At 61.2% G+C, this 13,883-nt stretch carries 10 protein-coding genes and 2 riboswitches; of the genes, 3 read left to right on the top strand and 7 right to left on the bottom strand.

Annotated elements, in window-relative coordinates:
- Positions 1-215: 215 nt before the first annotated feature.
- On the top strand, positions 216-1,301 hold the full coding sequence (locus tag RWZ58_RS02470) for a C4-dicarboxylate ABC transporter substrate-binding protein (protein WP_314657149.1): 1,086 nt from the start codon (positions 216-218) through the stop codon (positions 1,299-1,301).
- 152 nt (positions 1,302-1,453) lie between these two features.
- Here the strand turns inward: RWZ58_RS02470 and RWZ58_RS02465 are convergent, their stop codons facing one another.
- The 4 genes from RWZ58_RS02465 to RWZ58_RS02450 form a co-directional block, all read right to left on the bottom strand.
- A complete protein-coding gene (locus RWZ58_RS02465) occupies positions 1,454-3,577 on the bottom strand; it encodes an AMP-binding protein (RefSeq protein ID WP_314657147.1) in 2,124 nt (707 codons plus the stop codon).
- 416 nt (positions 3,578-3,993) lie between these two features.
- Positions 3,994-4,821: an ABC transporter permease gene (locus RWZ58_RS02460; RefSeq protein WP_303976014.1), complete on the bottom strand. Its 828-nt coding sequence runs from the start codon at positions 4,819-4,821 to the stop codon at positions 3,994-3,996.
- The gene (locus RWZ58_RS02455; protein ID WP_314657144.1) at positions 4,821-5,882 is read right to left on the bottom strand and encodes an aliphatic sulfonate ABC transporter substrate-binding protein; all 1,062 of its coding nucleotides are present in this window, start codon (positions 5,880-5,882) and stop codon (positions 4,821-4,823) included. The genes RWZ58_RS02460 and RWZ58_RS02455 overlap by 1 nt, the downstream gene beginning before the upstream one ends.
- Before the next feature lie 76 nt (positions 5,883-5,958).
- A complete protein-coding gene (locus RWZ58_RS02450) occupies positions 5,959-6,795 on the bottom strand; it encodes an ABC transporter ATP-binding protein (protein ID WP_314657143.1) in 837 nt (278 codons plus the stop codon).
- Positions 6,796-6,799: 4 nt separating this feature from the next.
- Positions 6,800-6,895: riboswitch (SAM riboswitch) on the bottom strand.
- Between the two features lie 175 nt (positions 6,896-7,070).
- Positions 7,071-7,179: riboswitch (SAM riboswitch) on the top strand.
- A gap of 113 nt (positions 7,180-7,292) precedes the next feature.
- On the opposite strand from RWZ58_RS02450, the gene RWZ58_RS02445 reads away from it, so the two are divergent.
- Together RWZ58_RS02445 and RWZ58_RS02440 are read left to right on the top strand one after the other, a co-directional pair.
- Positions 7,293-8,720: an LLM class flavin-dependent oxidoreductase gene (locus RWZ58_RS02445; RefSeq protein WP_314657141.1), complete on the top strand. Its 1,428-nt coding sequence runs from the start codon at positions 7,293-7,295 to the stop codon at positions 8,718-8,720.
- Between the two features lie 151 nt (positions 8,721-8,871).
- A complete protein-coding gene (locus RWZ58_RS02440) occupies positions 8,872-9,315 on the top strand; it encodes a YchJ family metal-binding protein (protein WP_314657139.1) in 444 nt (147 codons plus the stop codon).
- A 214-nt stretch (positions 9,316-9,529) separates the two neighbouring features.
- Here RWZ58_RS02440 and RWZ58_RS02435 read toward each other — a convergent pair whose 3' ends face one another.
- From RWZ58_RS02435 to RWZ58_RS02425, 3 genes are all read right to left on the bottom strand, one after another.
- The gene (locus RWZ58_RS02435; protein ID WP_314657137.1) at positions 9,530-10,213 is read right to left on the bottom strand and encodes a hypothetical protein; all 684 of its coding nucleotides are present in this window, start codon (positions 10,211-10,213) and stop codon (positions 9,530-9,532) included.
- A 142-nt stretch (positions 10,214-10,355) separates the two neighbouring features.
- On the bottom strand, positions 10,356-11,804 hold the full coding sequence (locus RWZ58_RS02430; RefSeq protein ID WP_314657135.1) for an NCS2 family permease: 1,449 nt from the start codon (positions 11,802-11,804) through the stop codon (positions 10,356-10,358).
- Between the two features lie 305 nt (positions 11,805-12,109).
- Entirely contained in the window at positions 12,110-13,576 is a 1,467-nt protein-coding gene (locus RWZ58_RS02425) for an NCS2 family permease (RefSeq protein WP_314657133.1), read from the bottom strand.
- Positions 13,577-13,883: the final 307 nt, after the last annotated feature.

Here is a 13,883-nt window from a genome sequence, read left to right as displayed (position 1 = left end):
TAAGAATGTGGTGATGCATGTGAGTTGAATTACTGATACTCTAATGTAATTCAGCTCATCTTCAAAATTATCTCAACTTTTACCTTAAAGTATGAATGTTACGGCACCCAGCTCACCTAACACGTGAAACGGGAGCATCATGGAAACCGAGGAGAACGTCCTCCCGGAAAACTCCACAGAAACACCACCGGTCACCACACACTAAGGAACACAACATGGCATTTCTGAAGAGCGCACGCGTCACGCTTGCCTCCCTCGCAGTGCTCTGCCTGGGCACTATCGCAGCCCCCGCAGCAAACGCCTACAGCCCCGACATCGACGGCGACGGCATCCCCAACACCTGGGAGCTGAAGGGCTATGACGCCGACGGCGACGGCAAAATCGACGTCGACTTCCCCGCAATGGGCGCAAACCCCAACCACAAGGACATCTTCGTCGAGATGGACTACATGCCCGGCCTGCTGCCCAGCGAAGACGAGCTGGACCGCATCACCAAGATTTACGCCGACCTGCCCATACGCAACCCCGACGGCACCACCGGCGTGAACATCCACCTGGACGCCGGTAGCGCCCGCAGCGCCAAGTACAACCTCGGCGGTGGCAACGAAATCACCCACCAGGAACTCGACAGCGAATTCAAGGCGCTCCACCGCATCAAGGCAACCGAAGGTAAGTTCAACACCGCCCGCGAAGGCACCTTCCACTACGTCATCTGGGGCGACTACTACGACAACAGCACCTCCTCCGGCATCGCTAACTTCGGCGGCCGCAACCTCATGGTCACCGTTGGCCCGCACTTCTGGGGTAAGGCAACCAGTGACATCCGCGTGGCAGTGTTCGTGCACGAGCTCGGCCACAACCTCGCGCTGAGCCACGGCGGCTGGGATGAAATCAACTACAAGCCCAACTACTACAGCGTCATGAACTACCAGTACACCCTCACCGGCGTGCCCATGGCTGATGGTAGCCGCTACTTCGGCTACTCCACCGCCGAGTACCGCATGCTGAACGAGGCGAAGCTGTACGAGGCGCGCGGCTTCGGTCCCCGCGCGGCTGGCTTCCTGTACAAGGGCAAGCCCGCCGACCAGCCGATTGACTTTAACGGCAACGGCAAGATCGACACCGAGCCGGTGTCCGTGGACCTCAACGGTGACGGCTTGATCACGAACCTGGGTGCGGCAAACGACCTGAAGATGATTCGCTTCCAGGCGACCGAACACCCGGAGAAGAACAAGGGCCCCGAGCACATTGAGCCGAGCGGCATTACCGCCGAACACGCTCGTTCGCTGGGTCTGATTTAAGCGGCGCAACGCCGATAAAGAGCCTTGTCGGCTCTATAAAACGAAAAGGTGCGGATACCGAATCATCATTCGGTATCCGCACCTTTACTGTATGCAGCTTTCAGCTCAGCCTAGCGTTCAGGCCAGTCTAGCGTTCAAGTCAGCAACAGAGCCTAGACAGCCTCGCTCACGCGGCCGGTATCCACCAGCACCTGCGCAATGTGGCCCAGTGCCTCCTCGTTCTGCAGCGAAGAAACATCGCCCAGCGAACGGCCCTGGTACAGCTCGCCCAGCAGGCGGCGAGTAATCTTACCCGAACGGGTCTTCGGGATATCGGCAACCGCCACAACGTCCTTCGGCTTAGCAATCGGGCCAATGTGCTCACGCACGTGCGCGGTCAGCGCCGCCTTCAGCTCATCCTCAGTCAGGGCCTTACCCTCATCGGTGAGCGTCACGTAAGCGACCGCCTGGTGACCGGTCAGCTCATCCTCCACGGGGCAGACACCAGCCTCCACCACGGCAGGGTGAGTCACCAGAGCCGACTCAATCTCAATCGTGGACAGGCGGTGACCCGAAATGTTAATCACGTCATCAATACGGCCGAGGATGTACACGTTACCCTCTTCGTCTTCCTTCGCGCCGTCGCCAGCGAGGAACCAGCCGCGCTCGCCGTAGTGACGCCAGTAGGAATCCAGGAAGCGCTGCGGGTTCTGCCACACGGTACGAGCCATGGACGGGCCAATCTTATCGACCACGATGAAGCCCTGCTTGCCCGGCTCGACCGGGTCGCCGTGCTCATCCACCACACGGGTGGACACACCGGGAACGGCGCGGGTAGCGCAACCGGGCAGGGGAGTGCAGTGCGGGGTGCCCTCCGGGTAGGTACCCTCGGGTGCGAAGGCGGGGTCGTGCGGGCGCGGGGAGCACACGGTCGAGCCGGTCTCAGACTGCCACCAGGTGTCGATGAACGCCGCGGTGCCGCCACCCACGTGCTGACGCAGCCAACGCCACGCCTCCGGGTTGATGGACTCGCCCACCGAACCGAGCAGACGCACGGTCGAGAAGTCGTACTTGCCGGGCTCGGGGCCGTCGGGGAATGCGCCCATGAGGGAACGAATCAGGGTCGGGGCGGTGTAGTAGTTGGTCACGCCGTAACGTTCAATGACCTCAAAGTGGCGGCCGTAGTGCGGGGTGTTCGGGGTACCCTCGTAAATCACCTCGGACACGCCGTTAACCAGCGGACCGTAGATTTCGTAGGTGTGCGCGGTAACCCATGCGAGGTCGGCGGTGCACCAGTGAACGGTGGATTCCACCTTTTCGGGGTCGTTGACGGCGGACAGCTCGTCGGGGCGCAGCACGCCGTTCTCGTCCACGTAATCCGGCAGCAGATCGTAGAGCAGAGCGTGGGTGTACGCGGTCTGCACCAGGTATCCAGCCATGGTGTGCACCAGGCCCTTGGGCTTACCGGTCGTGCCGGAGGTGTAAATGATGAACAGCGGATCCTCGGCGTCGTGCAGTTCGTAGGCGTGGGTATCCGGCTGGTCGTCCACCAGGTCGTGGTACCAGACGTCGCGGCCCTCAGTCCACGGCACAGCGGCGTGCGCAACCGGGTCGGAGGCGCTGGTGCGGTCCACCACGATAACGTGCTCAATGTTGTTCTCACCGGAGCAAGCTTCGTCGGCGTTCACCTTCACGGGAACGACCTTGCCGCGGCGGTTCTGACCGTCGGTGGTGATGAGCACCTTTGCGCCGGTGTCTTCCACACGGAACTTCAGCGCCTCGGCGGAGAAACCACCGAAGACGAGGGAGTGGATCGCACCAATACGCGCGCAGGCGAGGGTGAAGATAATGGTTTCGGGGATGACGGGCAGGTAGATGACCACACGGTCACCCTTGCGCACGCCCAGGGACAGCAGACCGTTCGCTGCCTTCGCGATGCGGCGCTGCAGTTCGGCGTAGGTGATGGCCTCACGGTCGCCGGGTTCACCTTCAAAGTAGAGGGCTACCTTGTCGCCGCGGCCCGCCTCCACGTGGCGGTCCACGCAGTTGTAGGCGACGTTCAGCTTGCCGCCCTCGAACCACTTAATTTCGGGGATTGTGAACTGTTCGATGCCGTCCTCATCGAAGCCGAGGGACTTCGGCTTCTCGAAGCGGTGCGCGGTGTGCCAGGGCTCAGCCCAGGTGAGGCGCTGCGCCTGCTTCTCCCAGAACGCGACGCGTGCCTCGTCGGATTCGAGCGCGGGGTTCGGGGTGGGGTTCAGCGGGTCGGTGAACGAGTAGGGGGTGGGCAGTCCCATTTTTCTCCCATCGGTTGCTGGCATTAGCACCCTTGCTCGCCGCGCCGCTGTCTGTGTGACCGTGGGGTCTGTGTGTGCGTTGGCGAGGGGGTTGCTGCGACGTCACGGAGCCAGGTCTCTCGGTCGCTCTGGATGGTTTGCCTTCTTAGTAAAGCGCGCTCCGGGCTAGGAAGCAAAGGGGACCGTCATATTCGGCATGCTGTGTATCGGTTCGTAATATAACGACATATTTAAAGACCCCGCCCCGCGCTCACTGCTGTGGGGCGCGGGGCGGGATTCATCATCATCATTCAGTAGGCGACAGGTTTCCCCGCCGACTTCTTTTTCCGGCGCGTAGCGATGATTAGCTCACCTTCGGGAGCCACCACGCGGCGGACATCTCTCCTAAAACTCAGCGTGAACGCCGAGCTTTTCTATTAGTTGCTGGGGTACTTTGCCTTCACCCAGCGCTCGAACACGCCCACCAGCGCGTCGGTAATCTTACCGAGCACCGCCAGCGCCACGATGGCGAGCAGCAGGCGGTCGGTGCGGCCGTTGTTCTGCGAGTCAGTCAGCAGGTAACCCAGACCCATGGAGGCACCCAGCAGCTCGGCGGCGACCAGGAACAGCCACGCCTGAGCCAGCGCCAGACGCAGACCCGAAACTACCGACGGCAGGACCGCGGGAAGCTGAACCGTGGTGAATAGGCGCAGACCCTTCAGACCGAAGGCGCGTGCCGCCTCCACAAGCTTCGGGTCAACGTGCGCCAGAGCCGCAGAAACCGTGGTGTACACCGGGAAGAACGCACCAATAGCAACCAGGGTTACCTTGGAATTCTCACCAATACCGATCCACAGCAGAAGCAGCGGGACCCACGCGAGCGAGGGGACCGCGCGCAGAGCGCCGATGGTCGGGGCGACGAACACGCGCACGGGTGCCGAAAGACCAATCAGCGATCCGAGCACCAGGCCGAGTACCGCGCCGATGCCGAATCCGAGCAGCACGCGCTGAGTAGAAATCGCCACGTGACGGCCCAGTTCACCGCGCTGCGCCAGCTCAATGCCGGCGCTGACCACACGGTCGGGGGAGGGTAGCTGAACCTGGGTGAACACGCCGTTCGTGCTCAGGATGTACCAGAGGGCAATCAGCGCCAGGGGCAGGATCAGGCCCAGGTACTGCTTGCCCGCGAAGGGGTTCGAGGGTAGCTTCGGCGTCGGGAGCTTGGCTGCGCTCTCCTTCGCGGGGGCAATGGTTGCGGCGGTCATTACTTCTCAACCACCTTTGCGATCTTCTCGACGGCTGCGCTGTCAGCCTTCTTGGCGAACTGGTCATCCACAATGCTGTTCAGTGCCTTGTCCACGTCGGACTGGGAAGGAACGTCGCCGGACTCAACCAGAATCGGGCCGACACCCTTGAGAACCTCAACCTGCTTTGCGCCCGGAACCGGGTCAATGTCCAGGTGGGTGCGTTCCATGACGACCTGGGCGGTCTCGTGCTTAATGCCGGACTCCTCCTCAACAATCTTCACAGCCTCTTCGGGGTTCTTCTTAGCCCAGGCGCGAGCGTACTCGTACACGTCCACGATGGTCTGTGCGGCGGTCGGGTTGGACTGAATGAACTTCTCGGTTGCGTTCAGGAAGCCGTAGGTGTTGAAGTTCAGGTTGCGGTAGAAGAGCACGTCGCCGCTCTCCACCTCGGCGGCAGCCATGATCGGGTCCAGGCCGCTCCACGCGTTGACCTGGCCGTTATCCAGGGCGGTGCGGCCGTCGGCGTGCTGCAGGTTCTGAATGGTCAGATCCGATGCAGAAATGCCCTCTTGCTTGAGTGCCTGCAGCAGCAGGAAGTACGGGTCGGTACCCTTGGTCACGGCAACGGTCTTACCCTTCAGGTCCGCGACCTTGGTGATGCCCGAATCCTTGCGGGTCACCAGCGCCGACCATTCCGGCTGCGAGTAGAGGCTAATGACCTTGATGGGGGAGCCATTAGCGCGTGCCAGCAGCGCCGCCGAACCTGCGGTGGAGCCGACGTCGATGTTGCCGCTGCGCAGCGCCTCGTTTGCCTTGTTCGAGCCGGCGGACTTGACCCACTCAACCTTCTTACCCTCGGCGGACAGGGCGGTCTCGAGCCAGCCCTTCTTGCGGATAATCAGCGAGAGCGGGTTGTAGGTGGCGTAGTCAATGGTCACGGTGTCCTTGCCGCCGCCGGCTGCACCGGAGGCGTTGGAGGAGCCGGAACCCTCACCGGCGCAACCGCTGAGCAGGGTTGCGAAAGCGGCGGCAGCGGCAAGGGACTTGAGGGCGGTACGGCGAGACGGGGAGAAAGTCATGATGGTTCTTTTCGCTTCTGAAGATGATGATGTGTTGATGAGATGAAATGCGGCAGCTCTGGCGTTGCCTGCAGATTCAGGCGTTGTCTTCCACGCCGAGCTCAGCCAACAGTTCGCTACGCAGCGCCGTGATCTCTGCATCGGCGCGGTCACGCGGGTGAGAACGGTCAACGGTCACGATGCGCTGGATGGTGGCGGGCGCCTCCGGGGTGTCCTTGCCGAGCACGATGACCCGGTCGGAGAGGTACAGCGCCTCTTCCACGTCGTGGGTGACCAGCAGAATCGTGGTCGGATCCTGACGGTGCACGTCCAGCAGCAGATCCTGCATGTTGATGCGGGTCAGTGCGTCGAGGGCGCCGAATGGCTCGTCGAGCAGGAGCACGCCGGGGTTGCGGGCGAGCGCTCGCGCCAGGGACACGCGCTGAGCCATACCGCCGGAAATTTCCTTAGGGCGGTGGGTTGCGTATTCGCTCAGGCCGACCAGGTCGAGCAGGCGGGTTACGGATGCTTCACCCTCAGCCTTTTTGGTGCCCTGCGGCAGGCCGAGCGCCACGTTGTCGGCGACGGTGCGCCAGGGGAGCAGGCGCGGTTCCTGAAAGCCGATAGCGACGCGGGGGTCGAGGCCGGTCACCGACTTCTCACCGATACGCACGGTGCCGGCGGTGATGCGGTTCAGGCCGGCGGCGGCGCGCAGGAGGGTGGATTTGCCGCATCCGGAGGAGCCGATGACGGAGATAATCTCGCCGGGAGCCGCGGTGAAGGAAACTCCGCGAAGAACTTCGTGGGTTCCGCCGGGTACGGGGAAAGACTGCCCGACGTTTTCGAAGCTGAGGGGGACAGCGGCGGTGGATACGGCGCGGCGGCCGTTCTTTTCACTGGTGGGTGCGTCAGTTACTGCACTGTTGAGTGTCATGTCACTTCCATCGGTCCTGGCGTTAGCACCGGGGCGGATAAATCCGGGCCGGTTGCTGCGACGTCGTGGAGCCAGGTCTCTCAGTCGCTCTGGATGGTTTGCTTTACCCACCCTATGGTTTGTGCCACGCCTCAATCAACCCGACGGGCGCGTATGAATTTCTGTGACCGTATATTTCGCATTTGTCACGAAATATTTCGGTTCCGCGTCACAAAAATATTTTTTCGTCACAAACGTGACCTCCCTCCCGTACGCCCCGTACACTCAAACCACGAGATCATGAGTCCCGGCGCTAAGCTCTGGCTAGCCGGGCGGCAACCCTCTCCCGTAGCGGGGTGCCCCAGATGATGATCTGGCCTCAACGGAAAGAGGCAAGTACGGCGCGAACGCGCCACCTGCACGAAGGTCACCACCGAACGCAGAAGGCATCAGGAGGCGGCGCGCGGGGTGCAGGGTACAAACCCGATCGTCCCCGATCATTCGCGAAAGGAAAATCGATGGCTGAGCAGAAGAAGCGCATCGTAGTCAACGCATTCGAGATGACCTGCATCGGTCACCAGAGCTTCGACCTCTGGCGTCACCCGCGCTCCCGCGCAACCGAGTACAACACCATCAAGTACTGGACTGACCTGGCTAAGACCCTTGAGCGCGGCCTGTTCGACGCCGTGTTCATCGCTGACGTGGTCGGTATCTACGACGTGTACAAGAACTCTGCCGCTCCCGCCATCGAGGGTGCCGCTCAGGTTCCCGTGAATGACCCCGCAACCCAGATTTCCGCAATGGCTGCAGTGACCGAGCACCTCGGCTTCGGCGTGACCGCTGCCGCTACTTTCGAGCAGCCCTACACCCTGGCTCGCCGCTACGCCTCCCTCGACCACCTCACTGAGGGCCGCGTCGGCTTCAACGTGGTGACCTCCTACCTGCCCTCGGCTGCTGAGAACCAGGGCCTGCCCACCCAGATCCCGCACGACGAGCGCTACGATATCGCTGACGAGTTCCTGGACGTCTGCTACAAGCTGTGGGAAGGCTCCTGGGAAGACGGCGCAGTCGTCAAGGACCGCGAGCGCGGCGTGTACGCTGACCCCTCCAAGGTTCACCCGATTGGCCACAAGGGCAAGTACTTCTCCGTGCCCGGCATCTCCCTGACCGAGCCGAGCCCGCAGCGCACCCCCGTGATTTTCCAGGCTGGCGCATCCAGCCGCGGTCAGAAGTTCTCCGGTAAGCACGCCGAGGCTGTGTTCATCAGCGCCCTGCGCCCCGACCTGACCCGCGTTGTGACCGACCGTATCCGTGCCGCTGCCGAGGAGCAGGGCCGTAGCCGCGACGACGTCAAGATTCTCGCAATGCTCTCGGTCATCGTGGATGAGACCGAAGAGAAGGCAAAGGCAAAGTACGAGGAGTACAAGAAGTACATCAACCTCGAATCTGCACAGGCTATTATCGGCGGCTGGTCCGGCGTTGACCTGTCCCAGTTCGACGAGGACGAGGTCCTGAACTACGTGCAGACCGAGTCGATTCAGTCCTTCCTGACCCCCTTCACCCTGCAGGCGAAGGACAAGAAGTGGACCCGCAAGGCTATCGCTGAGCACACCACCATCGGTGGCATGGGCGAGGTCATTGTTGGTGACCCGGTTCAGGTTGCTGACGAGCTCGAGCGCTGGATCGACGAGGGTGGCCTGGACGGCATCAACCTCGCGTACCACGTCTCCCCGGGTTCCTTCGAGGACTTCATCGAGTACGTTGTGCCCGAGCTCCAGAAGCGCGGCCGCTACCGCACCGAGTACGAGGGCAACACCCTGCGTGAGAACATCTTCGGTAAGGGCCACACCAAGGTCGCTGACAGCCACCCGGCTGCTAAGTACCGCGGCGCATACGTGGGTAAGCCTTCCGCGGCTGACACCCCGGCTCGCGCAATCGCTGAATAAGCGGTGCTCTTGAAGCGTACCGTGTAGGTTCGCTCAAACTTAACGATTGAAAACAAGAACGCCCGTTCTGCTGAGGACAGTATCCCCGGCGGAGCGGGCGTTTCTCTGCGCTGTGGTCTCTTGATGCGGTGCGTTCCTTATACTGGGTGGCATGACTGAACTAAACCAGGCTGAACTAAACCATGACGACCGCTGCCCCTGCTCGAGCGGCGAGGTGTACGGCGCCTGCTGCGGCAGGTTCCTGGGCGAGTTTGCCGCCTCCGGCACGCTGACTGCGCCCGCGCCGGAGCAGCTGATGCGCTCGCGTTTTACTGCCTTTGCGACGGGTGACGCGGCGTACCTGTTGGCGAGCTGGCATCCGAGTACCCGCCCGGGCACCCTGGAGCTGGAGGATGATATCCGCTGGTACCGCCTGGATATTCTGGGTGCTTCGGGTGGTCCCTTTGACGCCTCCGGTACGGTGGAGTTTATCGCCTACTACCGTTCGGTGCCGGGCACTCCTGCGGAGGAGCGGGTGAAGGGCAACATGCACGAGCTGTCGCGCTTTGAGAAGGTGGACGGTGCCTGGTTCTATGTGGATGGTGACGTCCGCTAACTCTAGCTCTCGCCGCCCCCGTCTCGTGCAGGGTGCGAGCACATAAAGAAATGGCAGAATCATTCCGAATCCGGAACGATTCTGCCATTTCTTGTTTTAGCTAGCTTCTGTCTTTTAGAAGCTTTTAAAGTCAATCTGAGATATCAGCCAGGCCAAGCCAAGAGGCACGCTCTGCCCCCAACAGCAGGAATCAAAATAGGGGATGCGGTCATAACTAAGAGGCCTTCCTGAAAACAGAATCTTGAAGAATGCGTTCTGCCTCAGCGGAACTTCGCGGATCCCCCAAATCTAGAAGATCTACCGCCACATGCAGGGGCAGAATATGGGGCGGCTCATCGCATTCACGCAAGATAACATTCGCTGAATCTGCGGACGCCGGAAGCAGATTGTACAGAAAAATGATGTTCTCTAAATCCTGATGCGAGATATATGCGTCAACCATTGAGCCGTACACCTGCGAAATATCGCTACTAATGCCGGTCAGCGACAACGCAGGGTCTTCCAAAATTGCAGGAATTTCAGCGGGAGGAGCCAACAGGTGATGCACTTTCAACCCGCGGCGGGCTCGGTATCGTTCAACAGAAGCTGGACCCTGTTCCTGAATCGCTGAGGCACGTTCTTTTGCCCTGCGGCGTTCCTCAGCAGATAGAACAGACAACTGCCCATCGCAGTAACGCGCCAAAGCGTTGAATGCTTCAAAAGAAATAGGGCGGCCAGCATTACTGCGGTGTGCTGCGGGAATGGCGTCGACAATCCAGCGGCTTCCCAACTTACGCCCTTGGAGCATTCCGCGTTCTAGACGGGCGCGTACGCTTCGCTCTGAAACCTTAGCTTCTTGAGCATACTCTTGAACGGACATCATGGCAGAATCATACCGGAAACGGAATGATTCTGCCATGATTTTTTCTCGCACGCAGGCACGATAAGGAACGTGTAAGAGCGAGCCAGATACACCAAAGGCAGGCCCTTCGGCAGCTTGAAAACTTACGTTCTCAACTGCCTCAGGAACCTGCCCTCAGCAAATATGTGCTCCGTTGGACTTAGTGGGTCCAGCCGTTAATGATGCCCATACCGAAGTAGATCACGAACACTGCGGAGACCAGGTACATCAGCCAGTGCACGTCCTTGCCGCGGCCCTGCACCAGGCGAATGAAGGTGTAGGAAACGAAGCCTGCACCGATACCGTTCGCAATCGAGTACGACAGCGGCATGAAAATAATGGTCAGGAACGCCGGAATACCCAGACCCCAGTCGGTCCAGTCAATGTTTACGGCCTGGCGGATCATCAGGAAGCCGACCACGACCAGTGCGGGGGCAACCGCCTCGAAGGGAACGATGGTGACCAGCGGCGAGATGAAAATCGCCAGCAGGAACAGCACACCGGTCACAATGTTCGCGAAACCGGTGCGTGCACCCGCACCAATGCCGGTAGCGGACTCCACGAAAATCTGGTTCGCCGAACCGGACGCGCCACCACCGACAACGGAACCGAAAGCGTCCACGAGCAGGACCTTGTCGATGTCCTCAACCTTGCCGTCCTTCATGGTGCCAGCCTCGGCGGCAAGACCCACCGAAACGCCCATCGCGTCGAAGAACACGGACAGCAGAATGGTGAACACCAGCAGCGAAGCGGCCAGCGGGCCGATGTGGGTGAACGCGCCGAACAGGTCAGCGGAACCGATGAGGGAGAAGTTCGGGGTGGTGAACTTCATGTCAGCCAGGGAGGGCACGTTCAGGGACCAGCCGGTTGCCGCCTTCTGCACGGAACCGGAGGGGACGACCGCCTCCAGAATCAGGGACAGCGCGGTGGATGCGAGCACACCCCACAGAATCGCGCCCTTCACGTTGCGGATGAACAGGGCGATGGTCAGGAACAGGCCGAAGAGGAAGACGAGGGTGGGCCAGCCGAGCAGGTGACCGCCCGCGCCGAGGGTCACCGGCACGGTGGAGCCGGCAGCGTCAGGCATGCGGCGGATAATGCCGGAGTCGACCAGGCCGATAAAGGAAATGAAGAAGCCGATACCGACCACAATCGCGGTCTTGAGCGACTCGGGGACCGCCTCAAACACCGCGGTACGGAAGCCGGTGAGCACCAGCACGGTCATGATCAGACCGGCAAGAACGACCAGACCCATGATGTCTGCCCAGGTCAGGTTCGGGGTGGTGGCAATGGTGGAGGCGAGCAGCGCATTCACGCCCAGGCCAGCCGCCATGGCGAAGGGCTGCCTGGCGATAACACCCATGAGGATGGTCATCACGCCAGCAACCAGCGCGGTCACAGCCGCGACGGGTGCGATACCGAGGGTGCGTTCGGATGCGTCCTTGCCGAGGCCGATGATGAGGGGGTTCAGCACCACGATGTAGCTCATGGCGAAGAATGCGGCGAGGCCGCCGCGGAATTCTGCGGCGATGGAGGAGCCGCGTTCGGAAATCTTGAAGTAGCGGTCGAGTGCGCTGGTGGGCGCTGCCGCCTTCTGGGGTTCAGACATGTGAGGATCCGTTGATGTTGTTCGGTGTGTACTGTTGCGCCGCCGGTTTCACGGGTGAAAGCCATGCCGGGCGCCACAATGGTTCAACCATTGTAGGCGCCGCCGCTCAGCTTGTGCCGGTGAAACGCGTTGTGTGCGGCGGTTCAGTCGGTGATGTGGTGTTTCCCTTACACCCGCAACCAGAATCGGCAACCGGGGCAAAGGGGAGAATAGCTCAGGGCGGGGTACCGGCAGCCCGAAGGTGCCGGTACCCCGCCCTGCCGGTGCCCGCGCCTCCACGTGGGAGGGTGAGGCACCCGATGTATTTAGTGCATCCAGCCGGTAATCAGGCCGTTAGCGAAGAAGATGAGGAACACTGCGGAAACCACGTACATGAGCCAGTGAACTTCCTTGCCGCGACCCTGCACCAGGCGGATGAAGACGTAGGACAGGAAGCCTGCGCCGATACCGTCCGCGATGGAGTAGGACAGGGGCATGAAGATGATGGTCATGAACGCGGGGATACCGAGGCCCCAGTCGTTCCAGTCGATGTTCACTGCCTGGCGGATCATCAGGAAGCCAACGAACACCATTGCGGGTGCAACAGCTTCGAAGGGCACGATGGTGACCAGCGGGGTCAGGAAGATCGCGGCGAGGAACAGTGCGCCGGTGACGACGTTCGCGAAGCCGGTGCGTGCGCCCGCGCCGATACCGGTTGCGGATTCCACGAAGATCTGGCTTGCGGAGGAGGAGGTGCCACCGCCGGCTACGGAGCCGAGGGCGTCCACGAGCAGGACCTTGTCGACGTTCTCGATCTGGCCGTCCTTGATGGTGCCTGCTTCGGTTGCGAGACCGACGGAGGTGCCCATTGCGTCGAAGAACGCGGAGATGAGGATGGTGAAGATCAGCAGAACGGCAGCCATGCCGCCGAGGGTGCCGAAGGCTGCGAACAGGTCAGCGGAGCCGAACAGGGAGAAGTTGGGCAGCTTGCTGGTGTTGGAGTCCCAGACGGGGACGTTCAGGGACCAGCCGGTGGGGGATACCTGCGAGCTGCCGGAGGGCACGACCTTCTCCAGGATGATGGAGAGGGCGGTGGAGGCGAGCACGCCGTAGAGGATTGCACCCTTTACGTTGCGGATGAACAGCGCAATGGTGAGGAACAGGCCGAAGAGGAAGACGAGGGTGGGCCAGCCGAGCAGGTGGCCGCTCACGCCGAAGGAGACGGGCACGGTGGTGCCTGCTGCGTCGGGCATGCGGCGGATGATACCCGCGTTGACGAGGCCGATGAAGGCAATGAAGAAGCCGATACCGACGACGATTGCGACCTTGAGCGATTCGGGGACCGCGTTGAACACTGCGGTGCGGAAGCCGGTCAGCACGAGGATGGTCATCAGCACACCAGCCCAGACGACGAGGCCCATGATGGCGGGCCAGGTCAGGTTGGGGGTGGAGGCGATGGTGGTTGCCAGCAGTGCGTTCACGCCGAGGCCTGCTGCCATGGCGAAGGGCTGCTTGGCGATGACGCCCATGAGGATGGTCATGACGCCTGCGACCAGTGCGGTCATTGCTGCGACCTGCGGTACGCCGAGCGCGTTGCCGGATGCGTCCTTGCCGAGGCCGATGATGAGGGGGTTCAGCACGACAATGTAGCTCATCGCGAAGAAGGTGGCGAGGCCGCCTCGGAATTCTGCTGCGATGGTGGAGCCACGTTCGCTGATTTTGAAGTAACGGTCCAGTGCGCCCTTGGCTTCTGCCTTGGGGTTCTGGGGAGCCGCGGTGTTCTCAGAAGACATTCGTGAAAATCCGTAGATACTCTTAGTAGGGGCGGGCGCCGGGGTTCCGGACCCGCATAAAAAAGTGCCACTTCCCGGTGTGTTGGGGAGGTGACACTGTTGTTACCGAAATATTCTACGTTTAAAGTTTCTCTAAGCGTTAATCCAGGAAATTCCCAGCTTTCGTGCGGCGGGTCTGTCTTGGACGGCGTTATAGGCGGTAATTATCTCTCACCCTGCGCGAACAACGAGGACATATTAAGTTAGTGAACCCTAACTGCCTGTTATATTCGAGGTGAAATATTGTGTCGCCGGATGCAGGGTCTCA

The sequence above is a fragment of the uncultured Rothia sp. genome (assembly GCF_963544205.1).
Classification (GTDB): domain Bacteria; phylum Actinomycetota; class Actinomycetes; order Actinomycetales; family Micrococcaceae; genus Rothia.
The sequence above is the reverse complement of the archived record's forward strand: the minus strand, read 5'-3'. Positions and strand labels throughout refer to the sequence as shown.